The organism is Exiguobacterium sp. R-39 (assembly GCF_049942815.1).
Lineage (GTDB): Bacteria > Bacillota > Bacilli > Exiguobacteriales > Exiguobacteriaceae > Exiguobacterium_A.
In genome coordinates, this window is record NZ_CP187965.1 from 1,584,393 (window position 1) to 1,604,505 (window position 20,113).

The following is a 20,113-nucleotide window of genomic DNA, read 5'->3' on the forward strand; positions in this document are numbered from 1 at the left end:
GCCATCAATCAAAGTGACTGTCCGGATGAAAAACGGGAAAAGACAAAGGAAGACTTCAATCCAATCAGAAAGGATGAGAAATCATGCGTTTAGACGGAAAAGTCATCATCGTCACCGGAGCGGCTTCCGGAATGGGTAAGGCGATGGCAGAGGTATTTGCAGCGGAGGGGGCACATGTCGTTGTTTCGGATATTCACGGGGACGCAGCGAAGCAAGTCGTGCAGACAATCACCGAAAACGGTGGAACCGCACTCGCGGTGGAAACGAATGTAGCAGAGGAGACAGCCGTTCAGCAGTTGATCGATCAAACCATTACGGCATACGGTAAACTCGATGTGCTGGTCAACAATGCCGGCATCATGGACGGGATGGAAGGTGTCGCCGATATCTCGGATGAACGCTGGGAACGCGTTTTCTCCATTAACACGACAGCCGTCATGCATGCGATGCGGCTTGTCGTTCCGTTATTTCAGAAACAAGGTCACGGTGTTATTCTCAACAACATTTCGATCGGCGGATTGAACGGTGCGCGGGCCGGAGCCGCCTATACCGCCTCGAAACACGCCGTCGTCGGCTTGACGAAAAACACCGCCTATCTGTACGCCAAGGAAGGCATCCGTTGCAACGGAATTGCCCCCGGCGCGGTCGAGACGAACATCGGACAGTCGATGACGAACATCAATGAATTCGGAATGGGTCGGACGATGCTCGGGATGGGCTTGAATCCCCGGACGGCGAGTCCGGAAGAAATCGCAAAGCTTGCTTTGTTCCTTGTCTCCGAAGACAGCAGTTTCGTAAACGGAGCCATTGTCGTCGCTGACGGCGGATGGAGTGCCTATTAAAGATATTTTCAAAGGTTCCCGGATCAAAGGGGACTTTTTTTAGATTAAATGATTACTTAGCACAATAATTAGTTTACGAAATCGTATTCAATTTGGAAGGAATTAGTCGATAGTAAGGATAATAAGATAGTGTACCAAATTGATGATTCAGCAGACGGGAAAGGGCGGGTTGATTGATGCAAGAACAGACGACACGCGTGACGGATACCCAGGTCATCCGGGCAATTGAACAGAATCTGGCGATTATCCGATTTGATGACCGACGTAAGGTGGCTTATGTTAATGAGTTGTTTGCCCGGACGATGGGCTATGAGGTAGAGGAGTTGATTGGGCGGTACCACCGTGATCTTTGTTTTTCCGGATTCGCGGACAGTCCAGCCTATGAATTATTTTGGCGCAAGCTGATGCAAGGCATCACCTATCAGGACAAAATCGAGCGGCGGGCGGCTGACGGACAACAGAAATGGCTCGAAGCGACCTATATGCCGATTTTTTCGGAAGATGGACGCCGTGTCGTCGGCGTGTCGAAAATCGCAACCGACATCACAGTTCGGCAGCAGGATGTCCTCCGTATGGCAAAGTCATTAAACGAAACCTCGGCCTTTTTAACGGTTAAGTCAGAAAGCGGACGCCAAGACGGATTGAACGTGCTCGCGACCGTACAACAAGTCGAAGCTGAATCGACAGCCAATCTGGCCAATCTCGTTCAACTCCAGGCGCAGACTGATTCAATCACGACTATCGTCAAGACAATCCGTGACATCGCCGCCCAAACGAATCTGCTGGCCCTGAACGCAGCGATCGAAGCGGCACGTGCCGGAGAACACGGTCGCGGGTTTAACGTCGTCGCAACAGAAGTCCGCAATCTGTCCAATAAAGTCTCCTTATCGATCGGTGAAATCAAAGATAACATCGAAGGGATCGTCCAGCGGATCGAAACGGTCTCAACCAGCATCGAGCAGATCTCTTCGAAATTCAAAACGAGCAGCGGCCAACTCGAACAAACCGTTCGTGAATTTGATCTCTTGGCGGATTCCGCCAAACAGTTGGAACAACAGGCTAAAGAATTTGTCCGTGTCTTATGAAATGACCCATAAACTCATATTTTAATCCTGCAAATGAACAGATCTTCTTTTGTATGACTCTGACAAGAATCATATGAAAGGAGGTCTTTTTGAGTCAAATAGTCAAAAATACCTTATAATAAGCCAATGCTTTATATCGCGAAGCACGAAGTAACATCGTCTACTCAGAAAAGGAGGATTGATGATGCCGGTACTGACAACCAGTCATCTCTTCAGAAAGAATCCGTTCTCGCCTAAAGCGATAGCGTGCTTACAAACGATTCGAAATCGATTTATCTCAATGAATCCGTTCCATCGGAGGCATCTGATCGAGGCACAGACATGGTGACGCCGCCTGTTACAGCGCGCCAGTATGGACTGCTTGCCTATCCGTTGATCTTGTCGAGTATATTGACGCCGTTACTCGGTGTCACCGATACAATCGTCATCGGACAAACCGGCGATGCAGTCGCCATCGGGGCGATTGCGATTGCTGCTGTGTTCTTTAATACGATTTACTGGCTGTTTGGATTTCTAAAAGTCAGCACGACCGGTTTCAGTGCGCAAGCCAGTGTCCATCATGACGAAACGGCTTTGCATTTCGCTTTATACCGTCCTGTGTTGCTCGGTTTGCTGATTGGTCTCGCACTGATGCTATTTCGTGTTCCGTTGACGGAAGGTGGTCTTTACTTACTGGCAGCACCCAGAACCTTGTTGCCGGATGTCACGACATACATCCATTACCGGATGTACGGTGCACCGTTCGTCCTGATCGGTTACGCCGTCCTCGGCTGGCTGATCGGCCAGGGACAGGTGAAACGCGCCTTGTTGATTCAAGTATTCAGTAACGTCATCAATATAGTGCTGGATATCGTCTTCGTCCTCGGACTGGGATACGGTGTCGCCGGCGTCGCGGTCGCGACGCTTGTCTCTGAAATCAGTATCGTCGCTTTCGGATTCCTGTTTATGTTCCGGCAGTTAGCCTGGAAACCGGACTACCGCGGCCTTTTGTTCCATGTCCAGGCGTACCGGCAATTTTTTACGGTCAACGCCGATCTGTTCGTCCGGACGATCTTTCTTTTGATCGTGACCGGCTGGTTTACCCGGACAGGAGCAATTTTTGGACCTGATGTTCTCGCAGCCAACGCCATTTTGCTGCAAATCCAGTATTTGATTGCCTATTGGTTCGGGGGACTCGGCAGTGCTTCGACGATTCTCGTCGGACGGTCGCGCGGACGCCACGATGAAGCCGGTTACCGTCAAAGTGTCCGGTTAACCCGAAAGTTTGGTCTCGCTTCCATTCTTTTGATGATGATTCTGCTAGTTATTTTTCAGTACCCGTTATTGCGGTCATTCTCCACGGATCCGGACCTGCTTGATTTTGCCCGTCTGTATTATGGCTGGATTCTCATCTTTCCGTTAACCGGTGGCTTTGCGATGCTCTATGAAGGCGTTTTTTCCGGTCTGGCTCAGGCAAAACCGGTCCGGAACTCGATGATTCAGGCTTTTCTCGTCTTTGCACTGCTGCTGCTGTCGGTCTACTGGATCGGCAACCACGGCGTGTGGCTGGCGTTCATCGGTTTCGGTCTGATGCGATCCGTCTCCCTGCATTTGGCGGAGCGCCGGAGATCGTCTGTGTTTGAAACACATAACGAAAAAACGGATCTTCCTGTTTAACGATCAACAGTGAAGGTCCGTTCTTTTATCGTGTTACTTTTAACTTGTTTTCGTGCATCAATCGAATCCCGGATATGTATGATGTAACGGCGTCCCTTTTGATAACCCGAGCGGGGCGGCTTGATCCGGAGCTCCTTGCCGTCAATGACTTCAAGCTCCGTCTGCATCCGTTCGCCGGTCGAGTCCGTGATCGTAACCGTACGGTCCGAGACTTGATCCGGACGCAGTCCTTTCGAAAATTCGATATCAAACGTGTGATACTTCGAAATCGTCCGCGCACGAGACTTGAAGTGGGGGCCGTCCGTCTGCTCGTCGAGCGTACAGTAACACCCTGTAAAAAGTAAGCAAACAGTTAAGATAATGGAAAATAACGGTTTCACAATCAAGCTCCTTTCAGCATATTTTTCATTATAAGACAAATAATGGGAGGTTTCAATCGTTCTCAGGGCGGATTGTGAAATAACCCTTCAAGACATGGCGCAGGTGATGTATACTCAAGCGAGAGAAAGGCAGTGGTAGAATATGCAACAAGCTGATCAACGTGAAATCATCGTCTCCATCCGGACGAGTTATGATTTCAATGCCGATGAAGGACGTGCGGTCCGTGTCGTCGAATTCCATGGACGCCGGACGACGGTCATCGATACATTTAAAAAATCAACACCAAAACGGATGATTTTAGTTGAAATGATCCGCGCCGTCCAATCGTTCAAGGAACCGTTCCATATTATCTTTAACGTCGAATGCAACTTCGGTTTCAAGTATTTAAACGATGAACGCCAGTGGGAAAACCGCGATCTCGGAAACACGTTCAACGAATTGATCCAAGCAGGCGGACACACAATCGAACTCCGCGACTGTTCGTTTTATGAAGGCGGCAAAGACTTGCAGAAATGGTTGCTGAACATCCTGAAAAAAGCGAGTTGATCTTTTAAGACAGATGACGTTCACCGGACGGTCATCTGTTTTTTTGTTCGTTCTCCCGTCCTCTGCTAATATGTGGTAAATTTATAAGAAAGAAAAATGACAACACGATTGACATCATCGTCAACTATTTTGTGAAGAGGTGGAATTATGAATAAAGAAGATCATCAAATCGCCCGAAAGCTCGTGTCTACTTATTTGACCGGAACTCAAATTTCGACGATTCACCTGACAGGCTTCATCAGCATCGAACTGATCAATCTCTACGACGCCACGATTCCGGATATCACAATCCGGATCGAGACGGACCGTTTGTATTACGGGGATGTCGAATCGTCGAAGGACTGGGTCGTCCGCCATATGCCGAAAGAAGAGATGCTTCACCTGATCGTGACGTTACATACAGAACGAATCATTGCCGTCCGGATCGGAAAAGCCGCTCCACATCTGTTCATTACGTTCAGTTCGGGGAAAACTCTGGTCATCAACGGATCGGATACTTATTACGAATCCTGGGCCATCGATATGACATTACCGGATAAAGGTCTTGTCTCAATCGTCGCTGTACCGGGCGATGAACTGGCTGTTTTTGCTTCCGATAATACGATGTTACAGAACCAGACACATGAGTGATTTGCTGACGTATGCCAAGCAAACTGCCCGTTTAATCGTCGAGAGCCGTTATCCGGATTGTGACGCTGCGTTACTTGCCGGAAGTTTTGTCCGGGGACAGGCAACCGCGACATCTGACCTCGATCTGATCATATTTCGGGAATCCGTCCCGGCTTCTTACTGGGAATCGTTCACCTTCGATGAATATCCGGTCGAAGCATTTATTCATTCGAGTACGACCATCCGGGATTTTTTCCGGCAGGACCGGGAACGCGGACGTCCGTCGATGCAACGGATGGTCGCAGAAGGATTCGTCCTGCTCGATCATGATCTGCTCAGACCTTTGAAAGCACAGGCGGAATCAGAGCTGCTCGCCGGTCCACCGTGCTGTCGCCTGTCGAAACGGACCGTGCGCGTTACTTTCTGACCGATTTGCTCGACGATTTCATCGGTGTGACGGAGCGGTCGGAAGGACTTGGAATCGCAGCCCGGTTGCTCGAGCAGGCGACGGATTTCCGCTTACGGACGTCGGGTCACTGGACAGGACAGGGGAAGTGGCTGATCCGCAGTCTCGAGACCATCCATCCGGTCGAGGCCGGACGATTGGTCGAGGCCTTTGAAGCCTATTTCCGGTCGGATGAAAAACAAGCTGTCATCGGTTTGCTGGAACAGTGGCTTGCCGAAAGCGGCGGTCGTTATTTTGACGGCTTTTCAATCGGAAAATGAAAGGGGGGCGAGCATCATGAAACGATCCATGCCGGACTGTCATCCGCTTCGTGATGTGGCGCTGTCATGAAACACCGGATGTTCGTATTGTTATTTTTCCTGCTCGGTCTCGGCGGGAGTCTGTTTTATTTCCAGACGAAAGAGGCTGCTCCTCAAGATGTGACACCGAAACGGATTGTCGAGACCGTCCGTCAACAGCAGCCGGAAGTGCGATTTTCGACGAAACAGGTCTACTGGATTGAACCGCTCGGAGACCGGCATTTAGTCGCATTCGTCAAAACACCGACGAGGCAGTATCTGATCCTGCTGAAACAAACGGATGCGTCCTATCAGCTCGTGAAGTTGCTCCGCCAAACGTCGCAGTCATCCGACTGGTTCGAAGGACGGTTACTGGAAGTCGATCAACATCGTTTCCTGGTCGTATACGGGGAAAACCCGTCGCAGAAACTGGATACGTTAATGTTTGATCCGTATAAAGTCACGTCCGTCGGGACACACGAGCGAACCGTACCGCTAACTGATATCAAACGGACGCTCGATGTCGGACAAAAGGATAGCTTCCATACGATTCAGGCCTTACCGAAAGCTTTTCCCCGTTCGCTCTTTTTTGATATTCATGCGGTCGACCGGCAAGGCGACGAACAGTTACGCCGTTTGTCGAATACGCTCGATTGAAGACCTCTCAGTAGGAAGAAGATTTAGTTGTTCGGTATACTGAATATAGTTCAACAAGAGGGGGATTTAGTATGTGGATTGTAATGAATCAATTACGTGTGCAAAACGGGAAAGCCGATCAAGTCGCGGCACGTTTTCAAACGACTAAAGGCATCGAGCAGATGGAAGGATTTATCCGGATGCAGGTCTTAGTCGATCTCAGTCAGGACGAGCATGATATCGTCACGATCATGACGACGTGGGAAAAACAAACGCATTTCCATACCTGGCAGGAAAGCCAAGCCTATAAAGGCGTCCATAAGAAACGGGACGAGGGGACATCGGAAGTCAAACCGCTTGTCCTGTCAAACGCCGTGACAGAATATGCCGTCGTCGCCGATCATACGCATGCCTAAACAAAACCGTCTTTTCCCGCGAGTGGGGAAGAGACGGTTTTTTCGCCTGGAATGGATAAACCGGAAAGCGGGTAAAAGGATTAAAACTGAATCTCGAGAGGTGACGGAAGATGACGACACGGAAAGGCATCGTTTCAGGTTTAACGGTCTTGTTCGGCATGATTTTCATCATCGGTTTTTTCCTGTCCGGCGGTTTTGTCTACCTGTACTTTTTTGCACTGCTGATTGCCTGTTCCTCTTTTTTACGGGAACAGTTGACCCGCGAGGAGTGGTTACACGAAGGGATCGCCTTCATCTTGTTTTGCTGTGTCATCTTCGCTGTCGAACATCTGGTATTTTAAGTCATTTGATGTGATACGTATCAAGAAACACGTCGCGTCCGGCAGCGGAAAGCTTAAAACCGACCTTCCGGTGGACATCTTCGAGATAAACATCGGTTTTTTTGATTCGCTGGTCGAGATAAATTTTAAACTGTTGCGCTTTCCCTTTATTCAGTAACGTCAAATACTGCCGCTCGGCCAATCGTCCTTTTGGCTCCGCCTCTTCACTGTCCTCGATCAGCCGGACCAACTGTTTTGACTCTTCGAGTGACGTCTCGATGTAGGCATCGGGTGAAAGCGGCTCCGCCATATCTAAATCGTTGTTCACAAATTTCATTTTTCCGAGCGACCGGTCATGAAAGAGGGCGAAGCGCGGTAAAGAATAGTCCGCATCGTACAGTTCGTCCGGCGGCACGTCAAGATTAGGCGGAAGTTGTTTTTCGTGCTTGACGCTCAGCTTGTAGCGGGTAGTCTTTCCGGTTTTTTCTTTGACCGTGACCGTACCGTAAGTACCGTCTGCATGCGGTGCCTCCTTGAACTGAATCGTACTTCGCTCCTTCGAAGAATGAATGGGCGCACGATATCGTGCTTGTCCCATCAGGTTCAACTGGACTTCGTACGGTTCTTGAATCTGAATATTTGATTCGAGGACGAGCGGGACGGGTCCGACAAACGGTGTCAGTTCCATGATGTTCGTGACGACCGTCTGCTTCGTTTGTTCATTTGTTGCCCGGACGACGAGATAGCCGGTCGTCGGGACCGTCAGCTGTCGCGCAGATTTCATCAGGGATCTGCCGGAGATGCGGACACTCTCTTCAAAGTTGGAAGATAACTTCTGAAACTCCACCTGATTTTCAGGCATGACGAGATGTTCCGATGAAAAGCGGTCCTGCTTTCGTGTCAACTTGTGATAACCCGGTTTTGACACATAATCATGGCAATACAAAAAACGATCCTGTTTTGTTTTCAGATAGACGGCCTGCTCGCCCATCGATTCCGGAAACTGGCTGACGAGATTCACGAAATATTGTTTGCCGATCGCATACTCTTTCGGTGCGGCAACCGGTTTCGTCGCGCACACCTGTTTAATGAGAACACCCAACTTCGGATCATCTTTCTTGAAGTCTGTCAGATTCAACGTATCGTACACTTCCGGTAAGTAGGTGTACTGGATCGGTTTTACATCCGGACTGCATCCGTTCAACAGGATGGTCGTCATTCCTAACAGCACTATTTTCCGCATCTTTAGTCCTCCAGTTCTGTCAGGAGATCAGTTGCGACTTCACCGGACAGTTTCGCTGTTTTTTTCGTTTTTGCATCTTTGACATAAATATCCGTTTTGTTGGCACGTGCTTTTAAGTAGACTTCAAACGATTGGCTTTTTCCATTTTGAATCAACGTCATATACCGGATATCTGCCCGCTTTCCTTGAAGTTTTTCTAGCGACACTTCCTTTAAATCATTTGAGATCCGCTTCGCCAGTTTGTCCGGTAACAGAGATAATTGCCGGAAGTTTCCGTCTTTGAGTGCAGCATCGTTCGGATGCAGAAATCCGTGGATTTCCTTGTTATCATTCCCAATCCCGTTAAAGCCGCGGGGACGAATGTCTTTGACTGTTGTCTCATAACGCAGAGAAATCGTCTTATTCAGCGGCTTTTCCGTGTCTTTTGATTGGAAGGTCACGTACGGAGTCGTCTTGTTCACCGGTAAGACGTCAGGAAGCGGGTGATAGGTCAAATCAATGGATTGTTTGCCCATCCTGTTGATGATGTCTTCTTGATTAAAGTACTGGTCTGACTTGATCATCAGTGTATAGGTCATAGACGGCAGCCCATCCGTCGTCTTTTCAAATGACAGCTCAATTTCCGGATAGGAAAACGATGCCGGTAAGCCAAAAAGGGGTTTCTGTTTCCCGTCTTTTTCTTTTTCCAAGAACACGATCTGTCCTGTCACTGGAAACTCGATGGACAGACGTTGCACGTTTTTTGATACTCCTACAACCTCTTCCTTCCGTTTTGCTGCTTTGTTATATGTACGTACGGTTAAAGCCGGTTCTGTAATCGGTTTACGTTCTTGGCCTGAAGTTGGTTTCAGCCAAGGGTGGTTTTTCAATTGAATCGGATGTGCCGTCACCCGGTATGTTTTTGGTGAACGGCATGTTAAGTAATACGTATCTCCTGTTGCGATGTATTGTAATTCAATCGGCGGTGTATAGGTGCCGATTTGTTGTAAGTTAAAGTAAAGTCCATATTCACCAAGCGTCCGGTATTGCTTCGGCAGGGGAGCCGTCTTTTTTGTATTTTCGCATGTTTGTAACAGGTAGGCTGACTGTTGTTTTGGTACCGGTTCAAATAAATCATCCGAGAAATTGATTGCTTCCCAGTAATTCGGATTACGTTCTAACTGTAATAAGGATTCTGTCCCGCATCCTGTCAGAAACAGGCTGCCAGTGAAACTGATTGCGAGTACGGATTTTTTAATAGTAATCACCCCTTCCTTCTTTTAACAATATTTTACCATGATAATACCCTTTTACTTCCAATGAAATTCAAAACTAAAAACCTTTTAATATTAAGATGTTAGTTTTCTGTTACAACCGGGTATCTTTTAATTATGCACGGAAGCTAGACTAACTAAAAACAACGGGGGTTTTCACAGATGGGTACATTTATTCAAGCAGTCGATGGAACAAAGATTTATGTAGAAGATATCGGTTCAGGACAACCGGTCGTTATGTTACACGGATGGCCGGCCAACAATAACATGTTTGAATATCAGAAAAACCGCCTGCTCGAAGAAGGGTACCGCTATATCGGCGTCGATTACCGCGGCTACGGGAAATCGGATGCGCCTGCTACCGGATATGACTATACGACGATGGCGTCGGATATCAACGAAGTGATTCAGCAATTGGAATTAACGAATGTCACGTTGCTCGGTTTCTCGATGGGCGGCGGAATCGCGTTAAAATACCTCTTAAACCACGGGGAATCCAACGTCTCGAAATTGATCTTAGCAGGAGCAGCCGCACCGGTCTTCACGCAACGCGACGGTTATCCGTACGGCATGACGAAAGAGGAAGTCGATGCCTTGATTGAAGATACGAAACAGGACCGTCCATCGATGCTGAAAGGATTCGGGGAAATCTTTTTTGCGAAGGAGCATCCGGAACCGCTCCAGCAATGGTTCCATAACTTGAGTGTCGCGGCATCTTCCCACGGAACGATCCAATCGGCGATTGCCTTACGTGACGAAGATTTACGCGACGGTCTGCCGAAGATTTCGGTCGATACGCTCATCATGCACGGTAAACAAGACAAAGTCTGTCCATTCGAATTTGCCGAAGTCATGCATGAAAACATCACGGGTTCACGCCTCGAAGTCTTTGAAGAGAGCGGACACGGGATGTTCCTCGACGAACGCGAGAAATTCACGGAAACACTTGTTTCATACGTCAAATCAAGCCAAGCGGTCTAACTGCAAAAGACACGTAACCCCATCTGCTTTTCCTTCGGGAGAAGCAGATGGGGTTTTTAAGCAGGCGCGTCTCACATCATAACTAGTGGAGCAGGAAACCGATTAGCATCACTGTTCTTCTAATTCTTGACTGACTTGCCGTGCCAACTCACCTGATAATCTGGTACTTTTTTTCGTCCGTTGATCTTGCAAGTAAAGATCTGTCTTGTTGGCACGTTTTTTCAGATACACCTGAAAGGTCTGGGTATTACCGTATTCAAGCAACGTCATGTACGAAAATGGTGATCGCGTTCCTTGTGGTTCTTCCAACGTCACAGCCTTTAACTCTTCGGCCACCGTCCGGGACAGCTTATCTGGCAGGATGACCATCTCACTTAGTTTCGCCTTTTCAAACGATTTCATTGTCGGATGGAAGTAGGCCGTGATTCCGCGCGTCGGCTCATCTTCGATTTGGTATTCCTTGACCGGACGGTAGACCGGCTGATAACGAATGGAAAGCGTCTTTTCTTCTACTACCCGTTCTTTTTTTATGAATTGAAAGGTCACGAAGGGAACGGTTTGATTGACCGGTAACGTTTTTGGCAAGGAATGTTGCTTCGTTTTGATCCGATTCGATTTGTATGCCGTCATGATTTGCCGATCTGCGAGGTCCCACCCGTCGCGTGAAAAGGTTAACGAGCGGGACGTCGATCCGTCAATATGACGGCGGCTCACCAGGTAAAACTCGCCTTGCTGATGAAGGGACGACATCGCAATGTTTCGAATGATGTGCTCTTTGCCCGATTCTGTCATGACGAACAACAGTTGTCCTGAAATCGGCAATTGAAACGCATGGAACGGTTTCAAATCCTTAGCAAATTCATTGTCTGCGCTCATTTCCTGATTGACGGATACATGCTGGTCCAATTGTTCTTCTTTCAGTGGAATGGAGACGGGTGCTTGAAGTGCAATCCGATCCGGATCCTCCATCAAGCGGACCCACGGATGGTCCGACGCTTTAATTGGATGGACACGCAACTCCTGTGTCTTAGGCGAGCGACAGGATAGGTACATCTGATTGCCGTGTGCCAAATAAACGATTTCGGTCGGAAACGGTGCTATTTCCAGATTATTCAACGTAAAAAATATACCGAATGACTGCAACGTCCGGTACGATTTCGGAAGGGACACCGTTTTATTCTGCATACAGGTCCGCAACAATTGTTTCTTTTGTTTAACGGGGACTTCCTGATCTGAGTATTCGTCGGAAGCAAATGAATGGGCAGACCAGTAGGAAGGTACCGGCTTGAGATCTAGCAATCGTTCTTGCCCACAGCCGGTTAACACGATGCTGGATAGCATAGCGAGAGTCAGTAATCTATTTTTGATGATAATTCCTCCTTAATTAATTATCCATCATATTACCATATTTTTAATAGAATCTTCTTTTTTTAAAAAAATGTAATTTATAAATAAAACAGGCAGAAAGATGAATGGCTCATCTTTCTGCCTGTTGATTCAGACCGTATATTTCTTGATAAATCGCTGGTCAATCGATTGTTTGAAATACCAGCTGAGCCGGTTGGTTCGGTAAAATCGTCCGTACAGCAGGGTGGCCTGGCGATGACCGAGCGCAAGAAGCGTCAAATAACGCCGTTGCGGCCGAAACGGCCGTAACGGTTCTTCATTCACGCATCGAATCAGATTCTGAAGCAACAGCGGTGCCTGACGCACCGCCGTCACACCGTTTTTCGGTGTATCCGGATACGCGATCAGAGTCGCACAATCCCCAACGGCAAAGATGGACGGATCCTCGAGCGACTGCAGCGTCTCATGCACCAGTAAAAATCCGCGGTCATCACAATACAGACCGGATACCTGAAACAATTCATGCGCCGTTGCCCCTCCTAAAAACAAAACGGCATCCGTCTCGAGCAAGCGGCCGGATTGGAGCGTTGCTGTTTGACCATCCAGCGTTTCGAACCGGTCAATGATCCGGTTGACACCCAACTGATCGAGTTGCGCGGCCAGTTCCGGACCGGCCGGATGACCGCTGAGCAACGGTTCTTCATGAATCAGGGTGACCGGTGTACCGTTTGACTGAAATGACGCCGCCATCTCGACGGCCGCCGCACCACTGCCGACGATGACAGGGGAGACGGCACTCCTGAACGTCTTTAACGCTTGTTCTATACGATAGTTCGGTTTGATCGTAACGTGGTTCGGGGTGCTTGCTTCCCAGTCGTTTGATCCGATATTAAACGACACGATATCGTACGGCACGACCTGTCCGGACTGAAAGATAACGTGTTTGTTGGCAGCATCGATTCGCACGACCCGGTCCTCCATCCACGTCTTACCGTATCGTTCACATAACGCTTTGACATCGATGCGTATCTCGTCGAGTGTATAGGTTCCGTCCGCCAGTCCGGAGAACATCCCGGAATAATACTGATAACGCGAGGGAGTGATGACAATCCAGTCGACATCCGAATGACTCCCTTGTTTGATACATTCTAAATGCGCATGACCTGCGCCGACTAACAGGATTCGTTTCACGACTCCACCCACTTTTTTGGATTCACTGTATCTATCCTGTTTATTCCCCCAAGTAGTGCCGCGTAATCGTCCGCTGTCAAACCACCAGGCGAAGTGACGTCGCGAGCGTGACGGTCATCAACAGAAAGGCAAGATCCCCTCGTGTTACGACCGGCTCGACATAATAGGTCCGATTGACCCGAAACTGACGGGCTTCCATCGCAATCGCAATCTGTTCCGAGCGGAGGATACTGGTCGTAAACAACGGCAGACTGATGTCAAAAAACGTTTGCCACGGCCAAAGTGACCGTTGTTGCCGGACACGACGCGCTTGACGGATCGTTCGAATCGACTGCCGAAAGATCGGAATGAAGCGGAGACCGGCTAAAAATCCATAGGCCAGGCGAACCGGCAGACGACATTGATGAATCAGACTCATGACGAACCGTGTCGCGTCCGTTGTTGCAACGAACGTTACACTCAACAGGACGAAGGCGAGCATCCGCGTCGCGACCAACCAGGCATGTGCAAGACTCTCTTCCGTGATCCGGAACCAGCCGAATGCCCACAATTCCGTTTCACCTTTTCCGAACGCGGCCATCATCCAAAACGTCAACAGAAACAACACACCATAAGGGACGAGACGAATGAGAAGCGTTGACAGCTGCCAGCCGGAGCAACATACGCCGACGGCGGAAAGGATGAGCAGTGCAAACGTCACTTCTAAACGGGATGTCGAAATCAGCAACAGCATGACATAGACCAGGGTCGCCAGTTTGACGGAAGGATTAATTTGAGCGAGCCATGAGTGGTTTTCCTGCATGACGGATCCCCTCCTTTTGTTGCTGATACTGATAGGACACCGGACGAATCAGCTGATTGTCGTGTAAAATCTTGGTTTCCTGAAACAATTCCTCCGGTGAACCGTCAAATTGAATGTTTCCCGAACCGAGAACGAGCACCCGGTCTGCCTGTTGGTACACCAGCTCCATATCATGCGTCACCATGATGAGCGTCGTCCCGGCTGCACGGGCTTGCCGCAAGACTTCAATCAGTTGTGCCGTCGTCTCGGCATCCTGTCCGAAAGTCGGCTCGTCCAGCAACAAGACAGCTTTTCGCTCAAGCAGCATTGTCGCGACGCTCAAACGCCGTTTTTGACCAAGACTGAGTGCGAGCGGCGACTGACCCGCGACGTCCGCCAAGCGATAGTACTGTAAGGCATCATCCATCTGACCGGACGACGGTGAGGTACAACTGATCGTCAGTTCGTCAAGAACCGTCTGTTTGAGAAACTGAAACTCAGGTTGCTGAAACACAAAGCCGACCTGCCGGTAAAATGTCCGGTCCCGCCATTTCTTCAACGCTGTCTGAAACAACTGAATCGTTCCGCCTTGCGCCGGTAACAGTTTGGCCAGCGTTTCGAGCAGGGTACTTTTGCCGGCTCCATTGCGTCCGACAAGCATGATCCATTCTCCGGCGTGGGCGGTCAGCGAGATCCGCTGGAGAACCGTCTGCTTTCCGTGCCGGACGGTCACGTCAACAAGTTCAAATGTCGGTTCGGTTGAAACGGGTTCGCGGACAGGGGGACGATCGAGTGCCCATTCTGCCGCGACCTCGGCCGGTATCGTTTCGAATGTATACGGGTAAAGGCGCGGTGTCGCAATCCCGAGTTCAGTCAAAACGGTCCGGCGTTCTGAAAAAATATCCCGCGGCGGTCCGTCAAGACGGATCCGTCCGGTTTGAAAGACCAGCACCCGGTCCGCAAACGTCACACACTGCTCCAGTTGGTGTTCAATCAGCACCAGCGTCACGTTCGGATCGTGGTGCAATTCCTCAATCAGCTCCATCATCAAACGTTGACCATGCGGATCAAGTTGCGCCGTCGGTTCGTCGAGCAACAGGATGTCCGGTTCGAGTGCCAATACACAGGCTAGAGCAAGCCGTTGTTTCATCCCGCCGGACAGCTCGGCAATCGGCGTCGTCAAGGCGAGGTCAAGTCCGACCCGTGCCAAGACACCTTTAATCCGCTCATCCATTTCAAATCGGGAGATGCTTCGGTTTTCCAGACTAAAGGCCATTTCGGCACCGACCGTCTGCATGCAAAACTGATCGTCCGGCTGTTGGAATAACATCCCGACCGTTCCCTCGGTCAACCAGTGACCGCTGACATCGGCTTCAATCGTCTCCGGCAACAGACCGGCGAGGACATGTAAAAAGGTCGTCTTTCCACTGCCGCTTGGACCGACGAGCAACGTCGTTTCTCCTTTATCAATCGTAACCGACAAATCCTGTAAGACCGGGTGATCCTGATCCGGATAGCGGACTGTCAGGTGCTCGCACTGCATCATGCGGCACGCTGCTTTCGTTGTCGTCCGATCGCATACCCATTCAGTGTCCCTGCCTTAACGAGCGCATCGACGATGATTTTTGCGAGTAAGCCGCCGAGCAGAGCACCGCTGACAAGTTGTAAGGAAAACGTCAACAGGAGAGTCGTCGTCGTATAGTAGGCAAATCCGTTCACGATGAGGCTGTAGACCATACTTCCGACGGCAGCGAAGACACCGGACAACATCAAGGTAAACGTATTGAATTTCCGGTATCCGAACACGGCAAAGGCAATCTCGGCCCCGATCCCCTGTGCGAATCCAATCAACAGTGCCGATAAGCCGAAGTGACTCCCTGTAAACAATTCGACGGCAGCGGCGACGACTTCCGCAATCAATGCCGCGCCTGGTTTTTGAATGATGTAGGCGACAAGGGGACTGGCGATGACCCAGATGCCGAACATCCAGTTTGATCCGACCGGTCCGAAGATGGCCGAGATCGGTAACCATAACGTCGACCACCCTAAGTAGAGGACACCACACGCGACGGCGAGCATCATCATGACGATGATTTCTTTCATTTTCCAACTGTTCATAATCACTTCTCCTTTGAATGCACACCCACAAAGAAACCACAAAAAAGACCGCCCTCTATGAAAAGAGAGCGGTCGTGTAACCTGCAAGATGCAGAAAAAGAGCACGAGGATTCCGCTCCACTTTCCTACGCTAGTATGAACTAGATCAGGTTCAAAGGGTCCGAAGTGAATCGTCTCAGCCAAATGGCTCCCCTAGTGGATGTGTCAATGATGTGTACCTTCTTCACTGTACGGCTGTCGACCGGACTTGTCAATATGCATAAAAAAAACCTCCCACGAGGGGAGGAGAGAAAAGATTACTCTTTATCTTCTTTGTTTTCTTCAGCTTGCTCTTCAGAAGTTTGTTCTGAATCGTCTGTCGCTGTATCCGCATCAGCTGCTTGTGCCTCAGCTTCTGCTTCTTCGATTTCTTCAAGTTCAGCTTCAAGTGTCGATTCAACGACCGCTGCAACTTGGATGTCACCTTCTGTGACGACACGGAAATCTTTTTCTTCCGGAAGATCAGCTACTGTGATTGAATCTCCGATTGCAAGATCCGTCACGTCGACTTCGATCCGTTCCGGTAATTTATCTGGTGTTGCAGCAACTGTTACTTTAAAGAGTGTTTGTGAAAGGAATCCGCCAAGTTTCGCGCCGGCTGCTTCGCCAACAAGGACGATATCCGTCTCGACTTCTGTTTCTTCATCCATTTTAACAGCGATGAATTCAACGTGTTTGATGGTTGGTGTAAAGATATCCATATCAAGCTTGTTGATCAACGTGTTGACCTTTTTACCGCCGATTTGAAGAGCAACCAAGACGTTTTCGCCGTGATCACGGACAACCTTGACCAATTCTTTTTCGTCGAATGAAATCGGTGTGCTTTCCACTTTGTAGCCATACACGACACCAAGAGCTTTTCCTTCATGACGTAATTGCTTTCTAAGTGAGCGTGGGCGTACTTCGCGTTCTTCTACTTTTAATGTTACTGACATGTTCATTTCCCCCTTGAATTTGGTATAGCCCTCAAAAGGTAATGAATGTAGGAGTGGAACAATAGGTTCCAACAGAAATTCATGCGCTAAATGCTAGTTCAACTGGATTTCATTCAGAAATGAAAAACGAAGTGAGTAAGTAGCATTTCTCTCCCAGGTCATTACGCTGATATTGAGAAACAATAATTGAAAAGCGACCGTGTTGTACGGTGCTAATGTAGATATACCCCTGTCTTTCAAAAGTTAAAACCTTTTTTCTGAATTTGATTGTCGAAAGACCTTCAAACCTGTTGATAGACAACGGATTGAAGGTCTTTCATTTTTTTAAGATTTTCTTTGATTTGTATGGTTAATCACCTGATGAATCGATAAAAGAGGGGGAATCAAGCAGACGGACGAGTTCACGAATCGTTAAAATATCCGGTTTCTGATCCGATAAGACGGCATCAATCATCGTCGCTTTTCGATCTTGTAATTCCGCCATCTTTTCCTCGATCGTCCCGGTCATCAATAACTTGATCACTTCGACCGGTGACTGTTGTCCCAATCGATGGGCCCGGTCAGCCGCTTGCTGCTCGACGGCCGGATTCCACCAGCTGTCGTATAAAATGACGGTATCTGCCGTCGCCAGATTCAGACCGGTCCCGCCGGCTTTCAAGGAAATCAGGAAGACATCGACTTCACCGGCATTAAAACGGTCACACAGTGCGACCCGGTTTTCAACCGGTGTCTCACCGGTTAGTAGAAGGTGGGCAAGTTGTCGTGCTGCCAGTCGTTCCCGGATGTGTCCGAGCATCTTCGTATACTGGGAAAAAATCAACAGCCGGTGTCCCGCTGCCAGTTTTTCTTCGATTAACGTCAACAATCGTTCCAGTTTCGTCGATTCACCGGTATATCCATCAATAAACAACGCCGGATCACAGCAAATCTGCCGCAACCGGGTCAAACCGGCGAGCAGCTTAATCCGGTCTTCACGCTTCGTTTCGTCGAGATGCTGTAACGTTTCCAGTTGCAGTTTCGCCAAGTAGGAAGCATAAAGTTTTTTCTGCGTCGGACCGAGCTCTGTATAATGGTGGACAATCTGTTTTTGCGGTAAATCCTGCAAAACTTCGGCTTTTGTCCGTCGCATCATAAACGGTCGGACGAATCGTTGGATTTCATCATATGACCATGTCTGGAACGTCGGTAAGTCCGGTAACAACGACGGGAAAATGACCCGGAAAATCGACCAAAGATCATCGGTCCGGTTTTCAAGCGGTGTTCCGGTCAAGGCAAACCGACGTTTCGCCCGAATACGGCGCAAGCGGACAGCGGTTTGTGACGCTGGATTCTTCAGATGTTGTGCCTCATCGAAAATGGCGACGTCGTATTCGACGGTCTGGTGTGCCTCCATGTCGGCCCGTAACGACGGGTAGGAAATCAGAAAAATTCCGTCCGCTGGTACTGTCTCGATTTGATCCAACCGTTGTTTCCGTGCTCCGTTCAACAAATGAACGGTTCTTGACGGCGCAAACCGTGTAAGTTCCGCCTGCCAGTTATGGAGCAGGGAAGCCGGGGCGACAATCAACATCCGACCCGGCGGAAGCGTCTCGAGATAACCAATCGCTTGGATCGTCTTCCCGAGCCCCATCTCATCCGCTAAAATTCCGTGCCCGTCATGTCCGGCAAGATTCGCCATGAACTGGATGCCTGCCCGCTGGTACGGATACAAATGCCGATCGAGTACTTCCGGGAAGTTCAGGTAGACACCCGTTCCGTTTTTCAGCTCGAGCCACCGTTCTGTTAATTGTTTATGGATATGCAAGAAGGAGGCACCGACCAGATGTTTGAGGTTCGGCAGGGCGGGTGCGCGCAAAACCGCTTCAAGTTGGTCCTGCTCTGCTGCTTCAAGTTGCCGAAAAACGCGTTGTAACTGTTCAAATGCCCGGGTCTCAAACGAGACAAACTGACCGTTCTTTAACCGGTGATACGTTTTCCGGGTGACAAGCGACTGCAAGACCTGTTTCAGTTCCATTTCCGGGATTCCATCCATAGAAAAGCGGAACGTCAACCAATCCAAGCGGTCCGTCGTCTCGACATCGATCCGTGGATGAAACGGTCCGTTCGGTAAGGATTGGCGGATACTCTCCGTCACTTGGACGATGAGTTTGCCGTAAACGACACGGGGGTCGAGCAAACCTTTCAAAAACTGATATTCCGCTTCCTCTTCTTCTAACCGATAGCGACCGTCCCGCTCCAAGAAACCACTCTCTGTCACGTAGCGGAGGACGGATCCTTCAAGCGATACATCGCGCCCGAGCCAATCCGTCTCCTGTAACGGATTGATCCGAACCCCCTGATAGCTAAACGTCACGAGCAGTTCAAGCCCACCTTGCTCGCGGTCGAGCGCCAGTTCGACTAACGGCGGACCGCTGACGAGCCGTTGTTTGAGCAGGGGACTGAGCCAGACGTCGGCCAGATTCCGTAAACGGTCACGCGTATGCAAAAGGCGGTCAAAATAAGCGGAACTGATCGTAAAACGTTGTTGGGCTGTGATACTTTCCATCACAATCGCCGAACCGTTGACATCAAACCTGATTTTTGCCCGTTCCGTTTTACTTAATGTTTGCAAATAAGCCGTCACTGCTGCGTCTTCTGTCTGGCGCGTCGTCGCAAACGGACGGATCAACGATTGGTTTCCGGCAGGTGTGCCGTAGACTTGCACATGATGCATCGCTAACAACACGGCGACGATATGCCCGCAAAACGATTGATCCATTGCCAGCGACGGACAGTTGCAACCGGCATCCACGCCGTGTTCCTTGACGCGGACGGTGACAGTGAAGACAGATTCACCGTGAACAGCGGCTTCGACGAGCAAATCACCGGATTGGTAGTTCCGTAATGTAACTTTTTTGGCAGCGACGTAACGTTTCCCGCGACGAAAAGCATAGGTATCCGACATTTGTTTGATTTTCCGTTCACTTAAGCCATAATTCATCCAAGTTCTC

Annotated in this window: 21 protein-coding genes and 1 riboswitch; of the genes, 11 read left to right on the forward strand and 10 right to left on the reverse strand. The window is 49.4% G+C overall.

Annotation, left to right across the window (positions count from 1 at the left end; all coding sequences use genetic code 11):
• The first annotated feature begins 83 nt into the window (after positions 1 to 83).
• The 3 genes from ACP26N_RS08430 (at position 84) to ACP26N_RS08440 (ending at position 3,583) form a co-directional block, all read left to right on the forward strand.
• A complete protein-coding gene (locus ACP26N_RS08430; RefSeq protein ID WP_426353516.1) occupies positions 84 to 842 on the forward strand; it encodes an SDR family oxidoreductase in 759 nt (252 codons plus the stop codon).
• A 176-nt stretch (positions 843 to 1,018) separates the two neighbouring features.
• On the forward strand, positions 1,019 to 1,927 hold the full coding sequence (locus ACP26N_RS08435) for a methyl-accepting chemotaxis protein (protein ID WP_426353518.1): 909 nt from the start codon (positions 1,019 to 1,021) through the stop codon (positions 1,925 to 1,927).
• Between the two features lie 321 nt (positions 1,928 to 2,248).
• Positions 2,249 to 3,583: an MATE family efflux transporter gene (locus ACP26N_RS08440; protein ID WP_426353519.1), complete on the forward strand. Its 1,335-nt coding sequence runs from the start codon at positions 2,249 to 2,251 to the stop codon at positions 3,581 to 3,583.
• On the opposite strand, the gene ACP26N_RS08445 is transcribed toward ACP26N_RS08440, so the two are convergent.
• On the reverse strand, positions 3,580 to 3,963 hold the full coding sequence (locus tag ACP26N_RS08445) for a hypothetical protein (protein ID WP_131503755.1): 384 nt from the start codon (positions 3,961 to 3,963) through the stop codon (positions 3,580 to 3,582). The two genes, ACP26N_RS08440 and ACP26N_RS08445, sit on opposite strands and share 4 nt — an antisense overlap.
• A gap of 142 nt (positions 3,964 to 4,105) precedes the next feature.
• Here ACP26N_RS08445 and ACP26N_RS08450 point away from each other — a divergent pair, with 142 nt between their 5' ends.
• From ACP26N_RS08450 to ACP26N_RS08480, 7 genes are all read left to right on the forward strand, one after another.
• Complete coding sequence (locus tag ACP26N_RS08450; RefSeq protein ID WP_426353520.1) at positions 4,106 to 4,510, forward strand: hypothetical protein; 405 nt, start codon at positions 4,106 to 4,108, stop codon at positions 4,508 to 4,510.
• 147 nt (positions 4,511 to 4,657) lie between these two features.
• A complete protein-coding gene (locus ACP26N_RS08455; RefSeq protein WP_114595749.1) occupies positions 4,658 to 5,140 on the forward strand; it encodes a hypothetical protein in 483 nt (160 codons plus the stop codon).
• On the forward strand, positions 5,133 to 5,546 hold the full coding sequence (locus ACP26N_RS08460; protein WP_426353522.1) for a nucleotidyltransferase domain-containing protein: 414 nt from the start codon (positions 5,133 to 5,135) through the stop codon (positions 5,544 to 5,546). The genes ACP26N_RS08455 and ACP26N_RS08460 overlap by 8 nt, the downstream gene beginning before the upstream one ends.
• Positions 5,504 to 5,845, forward strand: coding sequence for a nucleotidyltransferase (locus ACP26N_RS08465; protein WP_426353523.1), 342 nt, complete (start codon positions 5,504 to 5,506; stop codon positions 5,843 to 5,845). The genes ACP26N_RS08460 and ACP26N_RS08465 overlap by 43 nt, the downstream gene beginning before the upstream one ends.
• 66 nt (positions 5,846 to 5,911) lie before the next feature.
• Positions 5,912 to 6,520 carry a hypothetical protein gene (locus ACP26N_RS08470; RefSeq protein ID WP_131503751.1) on the forward strand — a complete coding sequence of 203 codons (609 nt, stop codon included), beginning with the start codon at positions 5,912 to 5,914 and terminating at the stop codon, positions 6,518 to 6,520.
• Positions 6,521 to 6,591: 71 nt separating this feature from the next.
• Positions 6,592 to 6,915, forward strand: coding sequence for an antibiotic biosynthesis monooxygenase (locus tag ACP26N_RS08475; protein WP_426353525.1), 324 nt, complete (start codon positions 6,592 to 6,594; stop codon positions 6,913 to 6,915).
• A 110-nt stretch (positions 6,916 to 7,025) separates the two neighbouring features.
• A complete protein-coding gene (locus tag ACP26N_RS08480) occupies positions 7,026 to 7,256 on the forward strand; it encodes a hypothetical protein (protein WP_214854529.1) in 231 nt (76 codons plus the stop codon).
• A gap of 1 nt (position 7,257) precedes the next feature.
• Here the strand turns inward: ACP26N_RS08480 and ACP26N_RS08485 are convergent, their stop codons facing one another.
• Both ACP26N_RS08485 and ACP26N_RS08490 read right to left on the reverse strand, forming a co-directional pair.
• Positions 7,258 to 8,478 (reverse strand): hypothetical protein, encoded by a 1,221-nt coding sequence (locus ACP26N_RS08485; protein ID WP_426353526.1) that lies wholly within the window; start codon positions 8,476 to 8,478, stop codon positions 7,258 to 7,260.
• A 2-nt stretch (positions 8,479 to 8,480) separates the two neighbouring features.
• The gene (locus tag ACP26N_RS08490; RefSeq protein ID WP_426353527.1) at positions 8,481 to 9,725 is read right to left on the reverse strand and encodes a hypothetical protein; all 1,245 of its coding nucleotides are present in this window, start codon (positions 9,723 to 9,725) and stop codon (positions 8,481 to 8,483) included.
• Positions 9,726 to 9,893: 168 nt separating this feature from the next.
• On the opposite strand from ACP26N_RS08490, the gene ACP26N_RS08495 reads away from it, so the two are divergent.
• A complete protein-coding gene (locus ACP26N_RS08495; protein ID WP_131503747.1) occupies positions 9,894 to 10,712 on the forward strand; it encodes an alpha/beta fold hydrolase in 819 nt (272 codons plus the stop codon).
• 108 nt (positions 10,713 to 10,820) lie between these two features.
• Here the strand turns inward: ACP26N_RS08495 and ACP26N_RS08500 are convergent, their stop codons facing one another.
• The 7 genes from ACP26N_RS08500 to ACP26N_RS08530 all read right to left on the reverse strand — a co-directional run bounded on the left by ACP26N_RS08500 (position 10,821) and on the right by ACP26N_RS08530 (position 20,103).
• Positions 10,821 to 12,011 carry a hypothetical protein gene (locus ACP26N_RS08500; protein ID WP_426353528.1) on the reverse strand — a complete coding sequence of 397 codons (1,191 nt, stop codon included), beginning with the start codon at positions 12,009 to 12,011 and terminating at the stop codon, positions 10,821 to 10,823.
• A 198-nt stretch (positions 12,012 to 12,209) separates the two neighbouring features.
• Positions 12,210 to 13,250, reverse strand: a complete 1,041-nt coding sequence (locus ACP26N_RS08505) for an FAD-dependent oxidoreductase (protein ID WP_426353530.1) — start codon at positions 13,248 to 13,250, stop codon at positions 12,210 to 12,212.
• A gap of 76 nt (positions 13,251 to 13,326) precedes the next feature.
• Complete coding sequence (locus ACP26N_RS08510) at positions 13,327 to 14,052, reverse strand: energy-coupling factor transporter transmembrane component T family protein (RefSeq protein ID WP_188004397.1); 726 nt, start codon at positions 14,050 to 14,052, stop codon at positions 13,327 to 13,329.
• Positions 14,018 to 15,577 (reverse strand): ABC transporter ATP-binding protein, encoded by a 1,560-nt coding sequence (locus tag ACP26N_RS08515; RefSeq protein WP_255508305.1) that lies wholly within the window; start codon positions 15,575 to 15,577, stop codon positions 14,018 to 14,020. Before ACP26N_RS08515 ends, ACP26N_RS08510 begins: the two co-directional genes overlap by 35 nt.
• Positions 15,574 to 16,149: an ECF transporter S component gene (locus tag ACP26N_RS08520; RefSeq protein WP_426353531.1), complete on the reverse strand. Its 576-nt coding sequence runs from the start codon at positions 16,147 to 16,149 to the stop codon at positions 15,574 to 15,576. The genes ACP26N_RS08515 and ACP26N_RS08520 overlap by 4 nt, the downstream gene beginning before the upstream one ends.
• Positions 16,150 to 16,254: 105 nt before the next feature.
• A riboswitch (TPP riboswitch) is annotated at positions 16,255 to 16,353 on the reverse strand.
• Positions 16,354 to 16,445: 92 nt separating this feature from the next.
• Complete coding sequence (locus tag ACP26N_RS08525) at positions 16,446 to 17,123, reverse strand: 50S ribosomal protein L25/general stress protein Ctc (RefSeq protein ID WP_026828270.1); 678 nt, start codon at positions 17,121 to 17,123, stop codon at positions 16,446 to 16,448.
• Positions 17,124 to 17,472: 349 nt separating this feature from the next.
• The gene (locus tag ACP26N_RS08530; RefSeq protein WP_426353532.1) at positions 17,473 to 20,103 is read right to left on the reverse strand and encodes a DEAD/DEAH box helicase; all 2,631 of its coding nucleotides are present in this window, start codon (positions 20,101 to 20,103) and stop codon (positions 17,473 to 17,475) included.
• Between the last annotated feature and the right edge of the window lie 10 nt (positions 20,104 to 20,113).